The 17,895-nt window shown below is 48.6% G+C and carries 6 protein-coding genes; all 6 read left to right on the top strand.

The window, feature by feature from the left end:
• Nucleotides 1–16: 16 nt before the first annotated feature.
• From PRIO_RS28665 to PRIO_RS28640, 6 genes are read left to right on the top strand one after another with little or no spacing between them, the layout of a single operon-like run.
• Nucleotides 17–4,837, top strand: coding sequence for a type I polyketide synthase (locus tag PRIO_RS28665; RefSeq protein WP_020429588.1), 4,821 nt, complete (start codon nt 17–19; stop codon nt 4,835–4,837).
• A gap of 40 nt (nt 4,838–4,877) precedes the next feature.
• Nucleotides 4,878–6,419, top strand: coding sequence for a phytoene desaturase family protein (locus PRIO_RS28660; RefSeq protein WP_046505733.1), 1,542 nt, complete (start codon nt 4,878–4,880; stop codon nt 6,417–6,419).
• Entirely contained in the window at nt 6,412–13,110 is a 6,699-nt protein-coding gene (locus PRIO_RS28655) for a non-ribosomal peptide synthetase (protein WP_020429585.1), read from the top strand. Before PRIO_RS28660 ends, PRIO_RS28655 begins: the two co-directional genes overlap by 8 nt.
• Nucleotides 13,111–13,148: 38 nt before the next feature.
• Nucleotides 13,149–14,195 (top strand): methyltransferase, encoded by a 1,047-nt coding sequence (locus PRIO_RS28650; protein WP_020429584.1) that lies wholly within the window; start codon nt 13,149–13,151, stop codon nt 14,193–14,195.
• A 43-nt stretch (nt 14,196–14,238) separates the two neighbouring features.
• The gene (locus PRIO_RS28645; protein WP_331709855.1) at nt 14,239–15,951 is read left to right on the top strand and encodes an ABC transporter ATP-binding protein; all 1,713 of its coding nucleotides are present in this window, start codon (nt 14,239–14,241) and stop codon (nt 15,949–15,951) included.
• Nucleotides 15,948–17,861 carry an ABC transporter ATP-binding protein gene (locus tag PRIO_RS28640; protein WP_020429582.1) on the top strand — a complete coding sequence of 638 codons (1,914 nt, stop codon included), beginning with the start codon at nt 15,948–15,950 and terminating at the stop codon, nt 17,859–17,861. Before PRIO_RS28645 ends, PRIO_RS28640 begins: the two co-directional genes overlap by 4 nt.
• Nucleotides 17,862–17,895 lie beyond the last annotated feature (34 nt).

Below are 17,895 nucleotides of genomic sequence, written 5' to 3'. Positions count from 1 at the left end.
TGGGAGTGATCATCCAATGAGCGTGGTTCAAACCTATATCTTTGAGCAGGTCAAACAGCATAAGCTTACACAGGAAGAAGCGAAGCAAATGCTTAGGGAGCTGAAAAGCGAAGGTGCCAAAAAAGAAGACATCGCGATCATAGGCATCTCGTGCAGGCTGCCCAAAGCAAGCAATACCGATGAGTATTGGAGCAATCTGATGGGCGGATTGGACTGCAAGGTGGAATTCCAGAAAGAAATGATCGAGCATATCAAACCCATTGTGAATAATAAAGCCTATGCGGATTTTATGGGAGCCCGGTTTATTTCAGAGGAAGAAGCGGAAGATTGCAAAATGGGCGGGTATCTGGAGGATGTGGACAAGTTTGATGCAGAGCTTTTTAATATTTCTCCCAAAGAAGCCAAAGCCATGGACCCTTCCCATAGAGTGCTGCTGGAAACCGTCTGGACAGCCATAGAAGATGCCGGTTATGCCGGCGACAAAATATATGGCAGCCAAACCTCCTTGTACGTAGGCAAGGATCATGTCAATGATACGTTATACCGCTATGTTACAGAGGATGAATCCACAAGCATGACAGGCAACTGGCCAGGGTTAATGGCGGGGCGGATTAATTATCTGTTGAATCTGAAGGGAAACTCTATGGTGCTGGACTCCGCGTGCAGTTCGGGCTTGTTAGGCGTACACCTGGCTTGCAATGCGCTGAAGAACAAAGAATGTGAAATGGCTATTGTCAGTGCGATTTCTCTGGGGATATTCCCGCGGTTCAGTACAGCCCGCAAGTCAATGATGGAATCGCAGGATGACCGGGTGAAGACCTTCGATAAAAATGCTGACGGCACATTTTTCAGCGACGGTGTTGCTGCGGTTATTCTGAAACCATTGAGCAAAGCCAGACAGGACGGAGACAATATCTACGCCGTCATTAAGGGAAGTGCGGTCAATAATGACGGTGCTTCGAACGGATTGACTGCTCCGAATGCGGTAGCACAGGAAGAGGTTCTTCTCAAAGCCTGGGAGGATGCGCAAATTGACCCCGGGACGATCCAATATATTGAAGCGCACGGCACAGGAACCAAGCTGGGAGACCCCATAGAAATCAAAGGACTCACGAATGCGTTCGCCAAACATACCGACAAAGCCCAGTTCTGCGGAATAGGTTCAGTGAAGGCCAACATTGGCCATACAGTCGCCGTCTCGGGTCTGGCTTCCTTAATCAAGGTTGTTCTGTCCATGAAGCATAATGTAATTCCCTCCAGTATTCATTTCAAAGAGCCTAATTCACTGATTAATTTCATCAAATCACCGGTGTTTGTCACGGAGAAGCCGCTGCAATGGCCCAAAAGTGTACTGCCCAGAAGAGCAGGGATCAATTCTTTTGGATTTGTGGGAACCAATGCTCATGTGGTGGTGGAAGAAGCGCCTGATCAGGCGGCAACCAGCGAGGCTGCAGGCCCGGAGTATGAAATATTCACAGTATCTGCGAAGACAGAGCATTCTTTGCGCCAGCTGATTCACCAATACGCCGAATTCTTCAGACAGGGAACGGAAACCAATCTGAGCAACATTTGCTATACCGCCAAAACGGGACGGGGCCATTATGCGTACCGGTTAGCGCTGATTGTGAAAAGCTATGAAGAGCTTGAACAGAAAATCAGTAAGCTGGCCTCTAACGGGTTAAGCGATATTTCCGGCAAGGGAGTGTATTATGATTGCCACAAAATTGGATCTGACCGGAAGCAGGTCAGGGACCAGGGTGAAATTACACTGTCGGAACACAGAAAACTGAACAGCAAGGCCGGCAGTCTCCTGGAGGAGATTGTAAATGACACGAGCGGGTATCTGATTCTGAATCTGGCGGAAATCTGCAATTTATATGTGAAAGGGGCCAAGGTTGAATGGAGCCTGATGTACCGGGACAATAAAAGAAGAATCGTATCCTTGCCCACATACCAATTCGATAGAGTGATGTATTGGGGGGAAGTGAAAGATAGAAGATCTGAATTGGAGGTGTCTGTAAAAAATATCAGCCATCCTTTGATTGACCAGTGCCTGGCGGATTCCATGGATGAAACGATCTATTCTACTACATTCAATGTCAACACACACTGGGTGTTAAGCGACCACAAAATTATGGGGGTCAGCGTGATTCCGGGAACAACCTATTTGGAAATGGGAAGAAAAGCATGCTCCCGGCTGTACCATACGGATTATCTGGAGCTAAGGGATGTGTTCTTTTTTACACCGCTCTCGGTAGGGCAAACAGAAGACAAGCAGGTACACACCATCGTGAAGAAAGAAAAGGGATATACCCGTTTCATTATTGCCAGTCAGGAGCAAGGCAAGTGGATCACACATGCGGAAGGAAAAGCTTACAATCCAGCAGATGAATCCAAGGATGCCGAGCGCTTGATCTTCGATTTGGCTGCCGCCCGGAATGACAGCAGGAAAGAAACCATCAAGGTTAAGTATGAAGATACCAGCTTGAGCAGCAAAGTATTCTCCTTCGGCCCGCGTTGGCTGAATTTCAAAGAAGTCATCCTTGATCATAACGAACAGCTGGTAGAACTGGAATTATCCGAAGCCTTCAAGGGAGATCTTGAGGAACTGATCCTTCACCCTTCGCTGCTGGATAATGCGGCAAATGTGTTCATTGGAGAGGATGATGACGACAGCACTTTTCTCCCGCTATCCTACAAGAATATCAAGATCTACTCTGCAATGCCTCAGCATTTCTATGCCTATGTCCAGAAAAAGTCAGGTAACAAGGAAACTAAGACATGTGATATTCAGTTGATCGATATGCAGGGCAGGATTTTTGTGGAAATCAAGGACTATGTACTGAAAAAGGTCAATCATTTGCTGACGCTTTTTAAAGAAAACGACGATTTGAGCGGGGCCTTCTATCGTTTGAATTGGGTTCAGGCCGAGCCTGCAGCGGAAGGCCGCAGAGGTCATGAAGGAACGGTACTGGTATTCAAAGACACACAAGGAATCTATGAGAATATTGCCGGGCCATTGCAGAATAAAGCTGCGGATACGATTCAGGTTGAGTTCGGAGAAGCCTACAAGAGGCTGACCCCTAACCATTATGTGATTCAGGGTACAGAGAATGACTACATCAACCTAATGAATGAAATCAAAGATCGTAATATACGGCAAATTCTTCATTTATCCTCCATCACCGGGGAGGCGGCGGCAACTTGTGCGGATTTGGCGGATCAGCAGAACCGGAGCTTGCACAGCCTTTTCTATTTAGCCAAGAGTATCAGCAGCAATAAGATTAAAGAGAATATTGATGTGGTCCTAATCTCTGACAATGTAACGGAAGTGACGGGACATGAGCAGGAGATCAATCCGCTGGGCGCTGCATTGTTCGGCCTGGGCACAGTACTTACGCAGGAGTTCAAGAACATTCATTGCAGAGCGCTTGATGTGGATAGGGAAACTCCGGCAGAGCTTATCAGTGAAGAGATTCAACGTATTGAATCCAAGTATCAGGTAGCGCTCAGAAGCGGCAAGCGTTATACCTGTGAGCTGGACCGGCATGAGCCTGAGCATCAAGAAGAGCAGGGGCTGGAGATTAAGGAGCAAGGTGTGTATATCATCACAGGGGGCACAGGCGGCATAGGACTGGAAATTGCCAGATACTTGGCAGGGAAGAACGCAGTCCATATCGCATTAATGAACCGTTCCAAGCTGCCGGAAGCAGCATCCTGGGATCAGCTGATTCAGGAGAATCCGGAGCATAAGCTCTCCCGGAAGCTCCAAGCGATCAAAGACATCCGGGAATCGGGTTCCGAAGTCAGTTGCTACAGCTGCGACATTGCCGATCCGGATCAGGTTAATGAAGTGGTTCAGGATCTCAAAGGAAAATACGGCCGGATCCATGGCATATTCCACTGTGCAGGGGTTGCAGGGGAAGGTTTTACCTTTAGAAAGCCCAAGGCAGTATTTAATGAGGTTGTGAGTCCCAAAGTGACCGGCACGTGGATATTGGACCAGGCAACCAGGGAGGAAAATCTGGAGTTCTTTATCCTCTTCTCATCGATTAATGCCATCTTTGGCGGCTCAGGGCAGGGTGATTATACTGCAGCGAATGCCTACCTGGACTCCTTCTCATATTCCCGCAATAAAAGAGGTGCGCGTACTATATCGATCAATTGGCCGGCGTGGAGCGAAGTGGGAATTGCAGCCGACTATGGAATTACCGAGGAATCATCGGTGTTTCATATGTTAACGGTAAAGCAAGCGCTGAATTTTATGGATGAGATGGCAGCAGGCGGCATTACCCATGCTATTCCGGGAAGCCTGAACCGCCCTTTGCTGGCATCCGTTCAAGACCAACTGCCATTTACTTTGTCTGGAGCGATCAGAAGCAAGCTGAAGGGTACGGGAAGAACAAGAACGGAACCCAAGGAAACCCCTGAAATAGAGGCAGCGGGTGATATTGTTCTCAAAGGGAAGGGAACGGAATACTCCGAAACAGAGAAAAATATCGCACAAATGTACTCCCTGATCCTCGATATGCACGAATTGGATCTGTATGAAAGCTTCAATGCCATGGGGGGAGACTCGATTATGGCAACTCAATTACTGAAGCTGATCGATAAAAAATACCCGGATATCGTTGATATCTCCGATATTTTCACCTATTCGTCGGTAGTTGAGCTGGCGGAATATATTGACCGGGAATCCCATAGAAGCACCCCGCCGGCACCGGTAAAAGCAGAAACGGTTAGCGAGCCTGTGGAGCAGGAGCTGAGAGATTTAATTGAGAACCTGAAAAAAGGCACGATCGATGTTCAGGATGGTTTGAAGATGCTAGAGAACTAAAGGCCAGTGCATCCTAATAACTTTTTGAAAAGGAGAAACAATGGACAATCATACAACCATTATTATTGGCGCGGGTATCGCAGGAATGGCAGCCGGATGTTATTTGCAGATGAACGGGTATGACACCATGATTATGGAAGCAGGGGCTTTGCCTGGAGGCCTCTGCACCGGATGGAAGCGGAAAGGTTATTATTTTGACGGATGCATAAGCTGGCTGGTCGGTTCCGGCCCGAACAATACCTTTCACAAGTTCTGGAGTGAATTGAATGTGATCCAGAACATGGAGTTTGTTAATGATGAGGAATTCGCCGTAGTTAATTTCAAAGACGGAACGAAATTCACGCTGTATGCCGATGTGGACAAGCTGGAACAGGAGTTGCTTAGAGTTGCCCCCGAGGATGCAGCGCTGATAAAGATTCTGACGGATGCAATCAAAGTGATCTCGAGCGTAGATTTGAGAATCGATAAAGCGCCTGAGCTGTTTGATCTTTCCGACTTTCAGGCATTCAAGGCCAAAGCCGGTGAATACATGGAAGTGATGAAGAAATGGGGCAGTGTGACTATTGAAGAATTTGCCCTGCAATTTAAGAGCGAATTTGTGAGAACGAATTACCGGAAGATTTTCTGGTTCAATGTCGATACGGCCGTTGCTTATTTCATGGCTACTATGGGCTGGGTCAATGCCAAGGCATCGGGTTACCCGGTGGACAGTTCTATGCAGCTCTCAAGGATCATTGAGCAGAGATATATGGGGCTTGGGGGAAAGATCCACTATCAATCCAAGGTCTCGCGGATTTTGACTGCAGAAGATAAAGTGACAGGCGTCGAGTTGGATAATGGAAGAATCTATCACGCAGATCTGGTGATTTCGGCCGCCGATGGCTACAGCACCATTTTTGAAATGCTGGAGGGGAAATATGCAGATGATGATCTGAAATATTGCTATGAGAACTTCAGCACCAAGGCCGCACAAATATATGTGGGGCTGGGAATATCCCGGACATTTGATGATATGCCCCATTATATGAGCCTGGAGCTGGAGCAGCCGCTGCGTGCAAATGGGGATTCCAAGGCTGATAATCTGTTCGTGAAAATATTCAATAAACACCCTGGCTTCGCTCCAAAAGGCAAAACCAGCGTTGTGGTTTATGCAAAGACTTCGAATGGATACTGGGAGAATCTGAAAGAAACCGATCCCCGCCAATACGATGAGCAAAAGAAAGCAGTGGCCGATGAGATCATTGACCTGCTGGAAGCTCGGCTCGGAAAGATCAGAGAGAATATTGAGGTGGTGGATGTTTCTACGCCTCATACGATCAAGAGATATACGAATAACCGGAACGGCAGCTGGATGGGGTGGGAAAAGCAGATGGATAACATTATGCAGGAGAAAAAACTGAAGCGTTCTCTGCCCGGACTGGCGAACTTCTATATGATCGGGCATTGGACTCAGGTAGGCGGAGGATTGCCGAGTGTAGTGCTGCAGGCGCGGAATTTGGTACAGGTTCTCTGTAAAGAAAATGGACAGGTTTTTTCCACAACGATTGGAGAGTCTTCGCCCGGGGTGAGCAGCCGTGGATGATACCTCCATCATCAAGAAGTATATCCTGGAGCAGATCAAAGCTCAGAGCATGGACAGCGAGATGGCCCTGAGGATGCTGAAGGAGCTAACCCACAAAGAAAAGAAGGACAGCAATGAAATTGCGATTATCGGAATTTCCTGCAAATTCTCCAATGCCGGTAACACACGGGAGTATTGGAGCAATATTGTGAATTCGGTAGGCTGCATCAGAGATTTGCCTCAGGTCAGAAAAACCGATTTGGACCCGTTGATGAACTATGCAGAAATGGACGCCTATTTCCAAGCCGGGTTCATAGAGGAGATCGATAAGTTTGATGCCGCGTTTTTTAGAATCTCGCCGCGGGAAGCGATGCTTATGGACCCGAAGCAGCGGTTGTTCCTGGAGACTGTCTATCATGCCATTGAGGATTCGGGATATGCCGGCCGGAAAATATACGGGTCTGATACAGGGATGTATGTAGGCCATGACCACAGCGGCGATTTGAAAATATCCTATGCATCCTTGATCAAGGATTCGGATATGATTGCGATGACAGGCACCTACCCTGGAATTCTTGCGAGCAGAACCTCTTATATTTTCAATCTCAAAGGTCCCTGCCTTGTCGTAGATACGGCCTGCTCCTCAGGATTGGTTTCTGTACATCTTGCCTGCAACGCCCTGAAGAATGAAGAGTGCAGCATGGCCATTGCCGGCGGGGTGAACCTGTTTCTCCTGCCGCAGCAAACGGGGATGATGAGTGAAATTGAAGCAGGCAACGGCCAAATAAGCATTTTTGATAAAAATGCAAAAGGCACAATGTGGGGAGAAGGCATCTCTGCACTCGTATTAAAGCCCCTGAACCGGGCCATTGAGGACGGTGATCACATATACGCTGTAATTAAAGGGAGTGCCATCAACAATGACGGGGCTTCCAATGGAATTACCGCTCCGAGTGCGGAGGCCCAGGGGGAGCTGATTGTCAGAGCCTGGGAGAATGCCAAAATCGACCCGGAAACCATCGCATATATCGAAACCCACGGCACCGGAACGATTCTGGGCGACCCCATCGAGATTAAAGGGATAGCCAATGCTTTTAAAAAATATACCGCCAGAAAGCAGTTTTGCGGCATTGGTTCAGTGAAACCCAATATTGGACATACAGTGGCGGCTTCAGGAATAGCATCACTGATAAAAACAGTCATGGCGATAAAGGAGGGGATAATTCCCCCCAGCATAAATTTCCGTGAGCCCAACCCGCTGATTAATTTCAGCAATTCTCCTGTGTATGTCAGTGACCGGGCAAGAGCCTGGGAGAGCGGGGCTGAGCCCAAAAGAGCAGGCGTAAGCTCATTTGGATTCAGCGGGACCAATTGCCACATTGTGCTGGAAGAAGCGCCGGCCAGGGCGGTGAATGCCGAGTCCCCACATCCTGTAGAGATATTGACACTGTCTGCCAAGAATAAAAAATCACTTCAGGAGTTAATAGCAAACTATGTGCAGTTTCTGAATGAGGATGGCGAATTCGATTTGCCCGGCCTTTGCTACACAGCCAATACCGGCAGAAAGCACTGTGAGTATAGAGTATGCCTGAAGATTAAGGACAAGGCAGAGCTGATAAGGGAAATGAACAAGCTGAACGATAACCCGATCCATCTCCCGAACCTGAAAAAACTGTCACACGCTGAAGACCGTGAATTGAAAAACAGTGCCCGCCAAAAAGTAGAGGCTTACAACAAAAGCGGCAGAACAGAGACGGACATATTAAATGAAATCTGCAGCCTGTATGAAAAAGGGGGAGAGGTCGACTGGGAGAGCTTATATGAAGGGGAAAAGAGGGGAAAAATCAGTATCCCGGTCTACCCGTTCCTGAAGGAAAGACACTGGGTGAATGCACCAAGAAGAAAAACGGCAGAACCAGACGAAGAGGAACAGGAAGGCCTATGGCAAAATAGCCTAGAGGCTGCAGCTGCAGGGATTCAGCTTGAAGGCAGAGACAGCGGCAGATATTCGAAAGCGGAAATCAGTGTCGGGCAGGTTTGGGGAGCCGTCCTGGGAATGAACCCGATGTCTGTAACGGCAGACTTCTATGAAATCGGCGGTGATTCAATTATTGCCATCGAAATTGTGAACACCCTAAATACAATTATGGGCCTTAGCCTGCAGGTGCCGGTTTTATTTGAGCATTCAAATATCGAAAGGCTGGCTGCTTATATTGAAGGCCAGGCCGGCACGGATAAGGATACACGCGGGAATTCAGCCATACCCCGCATTGCAGCGGCGGAGCACTACGAAGTGTCTTCTTCGCAGAAGAGGATTTATATTCTCAACCAGTTAAACGCCCGGAGCACATCCTATAATATTCCGCTCTTTGTAATGATGGAAGGCCCACTGGATGAAGGACGTCTTGAACATTCATTCGAAGCGCTTATTCAAAGACATGAGGTTCTGAGAACATCCTTTAGCTTTGTGAATAAGGAGCTTGTGCAGGCGGTTGATGATCATGTTCATTTGGCTGTTGAGAAATACCATGCAGACGATGAAACAGACCTGGATCAAATCACCAGTCAGTTTATCCGGCCGTTTGACCTGAGTAAAGCTCCGCTGATACGGGCAGGACTGGTCGAGATCCGCAAGAACAAGCATCTTTTGATGCTTGATGTACAGCACATCATCGCTGACGGCTCTTCCATCCCGCTGCTGCAGAAAGAAATTATCCATTTGTATGAGCATAATCCGCTGCCTGAGCTGAATATCCAGTTTAAGGATTTTGCGAAATGGCAGAATGATCTATTTAAGACAGACTACATGAATAAACAGAAGAAATATTGGCTGGATGTCTTTTCCGGTGAGCTGCCAATTCTCAATTTGCCGGTTGATTATCCGCGGGACAGCGGGCAAGGGGATCAGGGAGAGCGGTTAACTTGTAATGCCGGCAGAGAGCTGACGCAACGGTTAAATGAATATAGCTCCAAAGAAAAGACCACCTTGTTCATGACCTTGCTGGCTGCCTTCAACGTGCTTCTGTTCAAGCATACGGGACAAGAGGATATCATTGTGGGTTCCCCCATTGCCGGCCGGAAGCACAAGGAACTGGAACAGATGATAGGGATGTTCGTCAATACGCTTGCGCTCAGGAACCGTCCTTCGGCTCATATGGTGTTTAAGGAGTTTCTTGCCGGGGTCAAGGAGAATGCGCTGCAGGCATACGAGCATCAGGACTACCCTTTTGAAGAGCTGGTGGATCACTTGAATATGGACAGAAATCTAAGCGGAACCGCCCTGTTCAATGTCATGTTTGTTCTTCAAGTCATGGACAATCCGGCCTTTGAAGTCAACGGCATGCACTATGCTCCTTATCCTTATCACAATAAAACAGCAAAATTTGATCTTGCGCTGCAGGTATTTCCGGGCCTAGATGAGCTCAAATTTGAATTCACTTACGCTGCCAAGCTATTCAAGCGAAGCACCATCGAAAGCTTCGCCAGACGTTTCCTTCGGGTACTCGAACAAGTTGTTGCCTTGGAGCATGTCCTTATTGGAGACATTGATGTGCTGGATAGGGAGGAGCTGCGGGACATAAGGCGTTATGGTCAGGCGGGGCTGCCGGCCGCGTATAACACCAAGACGATCGTCGAAATGTTTGAGGCGCAGGCCGCACGAATTCCGGACCATTTGGCAGTCTCCGGTTTCGACCGTTCCTTAACGTACCGTGAATTGAATGAACAGGCCAATCAGCTGGCCAGAGTCCTTATCCGAAATGGTGCCTGCAAAGACAGGGTGGTGGGCATCATCGCTGAACGCAGTACAAATTTTGCGGTTGGGATTATGGGCGTATTGAAATCGGGCGCAGCCTACTTGCCCATTGAGCCTGCTTATCCCCCGGAAAGAAAACGATTTATGCTGGAAGACAGCGGGGCTTGTATGGTCCTTACCGACACGGCTCATCGGAGGAGTCTACAGCATGGAATCAGGGAAATTTGCCTTGAGGAGGTCGCGGGCAATTCCGGGGAGCAGGGAAATCTTGAGGCTACAGCATCGGCGGATAGCCTGGCTTATGTCATCTACACTTCGGGCTCGACCGGAAAGCCTAAGGGAGTAATGATTGAGCACAGAAGCGTAACAAATCTTGCAGAAGCACTCGATGAGAAGATTTACAGCCTGCATGGCCCGAACCTGAACGTGGCATTGCTCGCACCATTTGTATTTGATGCATCCGTGAAGCAGATATTCTCTGCATTTCTGCTGGGACATCATTTGAACATTGTGCCTGGAGATGTGCGCCAGGATGTAATTCAGCTGGCTGAGTATTACAAGCAGAATAAGATCGATATTTCGGACGGGACCCCGGCGTATCTCCGTTTGCTGGCAGAAACGTCCCTGTGTGCCCGGATCGGTGTTGCGCATTTCATTATCGGCGGAGAGGCGCTTTCCATTGCAGAGGTTAAGCGGTTCTATACCAGTTTTGCCAATCATAAGCCGCCTTATATAACAAATGTTTACGGGCCTACGGAATGTTGTGTGGACGCTACCGCCTTCACCATTAAGCCGGAGGAGACCGGGCAGATTCAGGAAATGCCGATTGGGGCGCCTATAAAAAACTGTTCGGTATATATTCTTGATGAGCAAAAGCGAATGGTACCCCGGGGCGTCCTTGGTGAGCTTTACATCGGCGGACATGGCGTCGCAAGAGGATACTGCAATAATAAAGCATTAACGAGCAGCCGGTTTGTTGAGGATATTTATCATCCGGGAATGTATATGTACAAAACCGGAGATATGGGGAAATGGACGGAGGACGGTCTGATTCATTTTGCAGGAAGAGCTGATCATCAAGTGAAAATTAGAGGCTTCCGCATTGAACTGGATGAGATCAGGCATAGGCTGCTGTCCTGTGATGGAGTGCAGGCGGCTGTCGTTCTGGTTCAAAAGGATCAGCGCCAAGAACCTTATCTTTGTGCATATGTTGTGTGCAGGGATGAGCAGGTCCTTCCCGGCCTTAGAGGATATCTGGGGGAATACCTGCCTGATTATATGATTCCTCGGGTAATTATGCCCGTAGACCAGATTCCTATGACCGCCAACGGCAAGGCCGATACGTCACAGCTGCCGGACCCGCAGGAGATGAGAGATCACTCTCTGGGATACGGCGCCCCCAGAAATCGTACCGAAGAGATATTATGTACGGTCTGGTCCGAGGTGCTTGAACTCCGGCGGATAGGAATCCATGATAATTTTTTTGCGGCAGGCGGAGATTCCATTAAGGCAATCCAGGCGGCAGCAAGGATGGAAAAGTACAATTTAAGGCTGGAGGTGAAGCATCTCTTCCAGTACCAGACCATCGGGGAGGTCTCCAAAAAGGTACAGGATCGGGCGGGGCATGCCGGGTACGGGGCAGTGACCGGAGAAGCGGGTCTTGTGCCTATCCAAAGCTGGATGGTTGAACACTGCCGGGACACCTTGCAGCATAGAAATCTGTCTTTTGTGCTCTATAGGGAGGCTGGCTTTGGCGAAGACAATATCCGGAAGGTCTTTACTGAGATTATTAGGCATCATGACGCCCTCCGGATGGTATTCAGAGAACAAAACCGGCAAATGCTGCAGCATAACCGGGGGCTGGACGGGGAGCTGTTTGATTTCTATCTGATAGATCTGGCGGATTCCCCCTCCTTCAGCGAGGAGGCACAGGCTGCCGTGAATCAGGTACAGGCCAGTATGGATCTCGAAAAGGGTCCGCTGGTCAAGCTGGCCTTGATTAGAGCCGGATACGGCGAGCATCTGTTAATCGTCATCCATCAGATGATTATCGACCACCTGTCGTGGAGAATTATTCTGGAGGACTTCAACACAGCCTACACACAATTATTGAATCATGAGGATATCGGACTGCCTCCCAAGACAGCACCATTTCTGCAGTGGTCCAATCATCTGCATGAATATGCGGACAGCATAGAGCTGCTCCGCGAGCAGCCGTATTGGGACCAGGTAGAGAGCATAAAAGCTGAACCGCTGCCTACCGACTATAAGGCGGACGAAGCCAGAGTGAGAGATAATTTAACCCTGTATCAAGCATTCGATTGCACGGAGACGGAGCAAGTCATGTCATCCATCCGAAGCAACCCGCACTTCACAACGGAAAGCATCATGTTGACGGCGCTGGCATTAACGATCCGGGCGTGGACGGGGAACGCAGCGGTTGTGGTGAACTTAGGCAATCATGGCCGTGATATGGATAGTAAGGACATTGATACTTACAGGACAGTAGGCAGATTCTCAATCCTTTATCCTGTGGCCTTGCAACTTCCGGAGAGCAGGAATATCGATTTATGCCTGGAGTATGTCAAGGAGTACCTGAGCGGCATCCCCAAGCAAGGAGGAGGGTACGGGGTCTTGAAATATTTGAGCAGCCATCAGGAAGGAATACGCTTCCGCTTGAACCCCGAGCTGTCATTTAACTATATGGGGCAATTTGACGCCGAGTTCAATACAAGCACCTTCAGAATATCCCCTTTATCAGGGGGTGAGGATAGAAGCGGCGAAGAGATCTGGAGCTATAAATTGAAGTTCATCAGCTTTATAAGAATGAACCAGCTGAACATTGGCATCGAATATAATCAACAGCAATATGCCCGGGAAACGGTGAATGCTCTGCTGCAGCAATACATGGAATACCTAAAAAAAGCAGCAGAAATCTCGGAAGCGATTCAAGTATAATATCAATCCCTGAACCCTAACTAATGGAGGTCTATACAATGACAAATGCAACGAAAAGTGAACAGTCCATGCCCACAATTTTTCCCCAGGCTGTAGTTATGCAGATTGTATCTGGTTTAGGATTTTCTCTTGCTGTCAAAACCGCAGTGGAGCTAGGTGTGTTCAGTGCCTTTAACAACGGGAAAATTACAGTCTCTGCTATGGCAGAATCCCTGAGCTTGAATGCCCCGGCCCTGTCCAGGCTGTTAAAGGCACTCCAATCCATAAGCCTGGTGACTCAAGACGAAGAGGGAAACTATGAAGTTACGGAGTATGGAGCCACCCTTCTCACCGGGAAATCTCCCAGATCCCTGGAGCCGCTGGTGAAATACCTGCTGCATGAGACCGTAGTGCAGTCAATGGTTGAGATGAAATATAGCATTCAGACAGGCAAACCTGCATTTGAGAAGGTTTTTGGCGAGCAATGGTACGGAAATCATGAGATGAAAGACAATTATTTGCAAACCATGGACAAAGCTATGGAGATCTACTCCAGGATGAGTCTGCCCGCCCTGCTAGCGTCCTACCCGTTCGGTCAATATGATGTCATCGTTGATGTGGCCGGAGGGCTCGGTCAGCTGATTTCCGGAGTGCTGCAATCGGTTCCCGAAGCTAAGGGGATCTTGTTCGATCTTCCCGAAACGATAGAAAGGGCCAGTGCGAATATCGGAGGGTCAGAAATCGGAGAACGTTGCACACTGGTCCCAGGCAGCATGTTTGAGCAGATACCCTCCGGCGGCAGTCTATATATGATCAGCAAGGTGCTGAATGACTGGGACGACGAGCATGTCGTCAGTATTCTTGCCAACATCCGCAAGGTCATGACAAGGGAGGCCAAGCTGATTATTATCGAGAATCTCCCGGCGAAAGAGGGACTGTCCCCGGAAGAGGCCTTCCGTGATTTATTGTTCCTGGTCTGCTCCGAAGGCGGAAGTGTCCGGAATCTGGCCGAGCTGGGCAAGCTGGTTGATCAAGCCGGATTGGATATCTTGGCCGTCAAGCAAACACCAAGTAAATTTTCCATAATCGAATGTGCAGTCCGATAAGCCAGAGCTTGTATAGCGGGAGGTCGGGAACTTGGCAAAATTGATGAGATTTTTAAAGCCATATAGAGTTCACATCAGTTTGATTTTCATATTAGCCTTTTGTCAGGCCATGGCGGAGGTCTATCTGCCTACATTAATGTCAGACATAGTGAATAAGGGAATCCTAAGAAAAGATACCCGTTATATTCTGGAAATTGGGGAGTATATGATTCTGGTGGCTTTATTTAATGCAGTGGTCATTACATTGACCAGTTATATATCTGCGAAGGTCACGGTAGGTTACGGAAGCTCTCTGCGCACTGCTGTGTTTGCCAAAGTACAGAGTTTTTCGCTGCGGGAATTGGATCAGATAGGTACGGCTTCCCTTATTAACCGCACAACAAATGATATTACACAGTTCCAGCAGATATTCACGACGATGCTGCGCGTGATTATTGTTCCGATGATCCTGATTGGAAGCATCATTATGGCTGTTTCCAAAAACGCACAGCTTTCTCTGGTTTTTCTGGCAGTTCTGCCGGTTCTCGGACTATGTACTGCTGTTATCGGGAAGAAAAGTATGCGTTTCTTCAAGGCAATGCAGGAGAAGCTGGATCAGTTAAACCTGATTGCCCGCGAGAATCTGAAGGGGATCAGGGTTATCCGCGCTTTTCATCAAATGGAGGGCGAGACCCAAAGATTTCATGAAGCGAGCAAAGACCTGACGGCTGTATCGGTAAAAGCAAACCTGACCATCGCGCTGGTCATGCCGCTGATGATGCTGATCATGAATGCAGCTACTTTGGCGGTACTATGGTACGGAGGGAAGTTCATTGGCAGCGGGAGTATGCAGATTGGGGATCTGATGGCATACATCCAATATATGATGCAGATCATTATATGCATCGTGTTTGTTTCGATGATGTTTTCGGTAATGCCGCGGGCCAGAGCCTCGGCGGAACGGATTCAGGAGGTTCTTGCGCTTACCCCGGACATTCAGGACAAGCGCCAGGGCCGGAGTGGTGAATCCGGCAAAGGCCGCATTGAATTCCGGAATGTCACCTTTAGTTATCCGGGGGCGGAGCGCCCGGCTTTGCGGGATGTTTCCTTTCTGGCGGGTCCGGGCAAGACCCTGGCCATTATCGGCGGCACCGGCTCCGGAAAATCCGCGTTAATCAATCTCATCCCCCGTTTTTACGATTCACAGGAGGGGAGTATTCTCTTGGATGGCGTGGACATCAAGGAGATTCCGCTGCAGAGCCTTAGAGCCAGAATGGGGGTAGTCCCGCAGCAAACGGTTCTCTTCGGGGGCACGGTTGCTGATAACCTCAGGGTTGGCAGCAGGAATGCAGCTCCAGAGGAGATCAGGAAGGCTGCTGAAATGGCCCAGGCCCATGAGTTCATCCTCCGTATGGAAGGCGGATATGCTGCGGAAATAACACAAGGCGGGACGAATCTTTCCGGCGGACAGAAGCAGCGGCTCGCCATAGCCCGTGCACTGGTCCGTAGACCGGATATCTATATTTTTGACGATAGCTTCTCATCCCTTGATTTCACTACGGACCTTCATTTAAGAAACGCGCTTAAGAAAGAGACATCGGCAGCTACCGTAATTATTGTTGCGCAAAGAGTAAGTACGGTCATGGATGCAGATACCATTCTTGTCATGGATCAGGGCTGCATAGCCGGCATGGGGACGCATAAGGAACTGCTCGATACCTGTGCGGCTTATAAAGAAATCGTCTCCTCACAGCTGTCAGGGGAGGCGTCGGCATGAGCAAGGAGGATAAAACCTCGTTAATGAACAAATCTATGAGAGGCCTCAATCCGGTAGGCTCCATTGGTCACCCCAAAGAAAAGGTCAAAAACTATAAAGGCACGGTCAAACGAATTCTGGGATATCTGGATAAATATAAGCTGCAGGTGTTAATGGTATGTCTGATGACTGTGGCCAGTACACTATTCAGTATTTTCAGCCCTAAAATAATGGGGGATGCCACCAATATCCTGGCAGAAGGGATTTCCGGCAGACTGAAGAATACTGCTGGAGCCCATATTGATTTTGCGGCGATTAGAAGTATCATATTCATTCTGTTCAGCATCTATCTGATTAGTGCGGTCTTCTCCTATTTGCAGCAGCATTTCATGGTGAATATTTCACAAAAAATTGTTTTTCAAATAAGGGAAGATTTGAACCGGAAGATGGCCCGGCTGCCCTTGAAATTTTTTGATTTGTACTCCCATGGCGAGTTATTGAACCGTGTGACCAATGATGTGGATACAATCGGAGTCACCCTGCAGCAGAATCTTACCCAGCTGATTTCGGCCGTAATTCTCATTGTTGGAGTGTTGGCCATGATGCTGCTGATCAGCCCTTTATTAACCTTGGTCACAGTAGTAACCATTCCATTAAGTGTCTTATCGATCAAGTTTTTGGCGGGACGGTCGCAACCCTATTTTATCGCCCAGCGCAGAGCTGCGGGGGAGCTTAACGGGCATGTGGAAGAAATGTACACAGGTCTAACTGTCGTAGAGGCCTACGGGCTGGAACAAGAATCGGAGGAGAAGTTCAGGGAGATCAACGGCAGGCTGTGTGAAGCGGGGGTGAAGTCCCAGTTTATTACCGGCTTTATGATGCCCTTAATGGATTTCATCAATAACATCGGGTATATCGTAGTGTGCGTTGCCGGTGGGATTTTCGTAATTCATGGAAAAATAAAGATAGGCGATATTCAAGCCTTTATTCAGTATTCTAAGCAGTTTTCCCGGCCGATTAACCAAATCTCGAATATTATGAACAGCTTTCAGGCTACGATCGCATCCGCTGAACGGATTTTTGAAGTACTGGATGCGATGGAAGAGCTGAAAGACATGGAAGCTGCAGAGGCTATTGCCATTGCGAACCCCCAGGGCCGGGTCGGCTACCACAACGTCAGCTTTGCGTATGATGGGGGAGAGGCTCTGCTCCGGAATGTTGATTTTCAAGTGGAGAAGGGGAACACTGTGGCTATTGTAGGTCCAACGGGGGCCGGGAAAACTACGCTGGTCAATGTGCTGATGCGGTTTTATGAAATTAATCAAGGGGAGATCCGGATTGATGGCGTGGACATCAGAGATATGCAGCGGGCCGGTCTGCGGAGAATGTTCGGTGTGGTCCTTCAGGATACCTGGCTGTTTCATGGAACGATCAAGGACAATATAGCTTACGGCTGCCCCAATTGCACCTTTGCGGAGATTATCCATGCTGCGGAGCTGGCCCATGCTGATCATTTTATCCGGACTTTGCCGGACGGCTATGATACTGTGATCAACGAGGAAGCTTCGAATCTCTCCCAGGGGCAAAAACAATTACTGACCATCGCAAGGGCTTTTCTTACCCACCCGCCGATTCTGATTCTGGATGAAGCAACCAGCAATGTAGATACACGTACGGAGATATATATTCAGAAGGCTATGAACACCTTGATGAAGGGGAAAACCAGCTTTGTTATCGCCCACAGGCTGTCCACTATCCGCAATGCGGACATTATTCTGGTGATCGATCAGGGGACGGTAATTGAACAGGGCAGCCATCTGGAGCTTTTGGCCAAAAGAGGAGCTTACTTTGACCTCTATCACAGCCAATTCGATTCTCAGGGGCCGGATCTGCATCCGGTGACTGCAGCAGGAAACTCTATTCATTCATAAAAAAAACGTAAATCCCGGCTTGGCCGCACCCTGT

The sequence above is a fragment of the Paenibacillus riograndensis SBR5 genome, from assembly GCF_000981585.1.
GTDB lineage: Bacteria > Bacillota > Bacilli > Paenibacillales > Paenibacillaceae > Paenibacillus_AQ > Paenibacillus_AQ riograndensis.
This window is presented reverse-complemented; position numbering and strand designations above follow the sequence as displayed.

Coding starts and splice junctions, on each gene's coding strand:
- PRIO_RS28660 (WP_046505733.1), top strand. CDS start 4,878: ATGGACAATCATACAACCATTATTATTGGCGCGGGTATCGCAGGAATG.
- PRIO_RS28665 (WP_020429588.1), top strand. CDS start 17: ATGAGCGTGGTTCAAACCTATATCTTTGAGCAGGTCAAACAGCATAAG.
- PRIO_RS28640 (WP_020429582.1), top strand. CDS start 15,948: ATGAGCAAGGAGGATAAAACCTCGTTAATGAACAAATCTATGAGAGGC.
- PRIO_RS28645 (WP_331709855.1), top strand. CDS start 14,239: ATGAGATTTTTAAAGCCATATAGAGTTCACATCAGTTTGATTTTCATA.
- PRIO_RS28650 (WP_020429584.1), top strand. CDS start 13,149: ATGACAAATGCAACGAAAAGTGAACAGTCCATGCCCACAATTTTTCCC.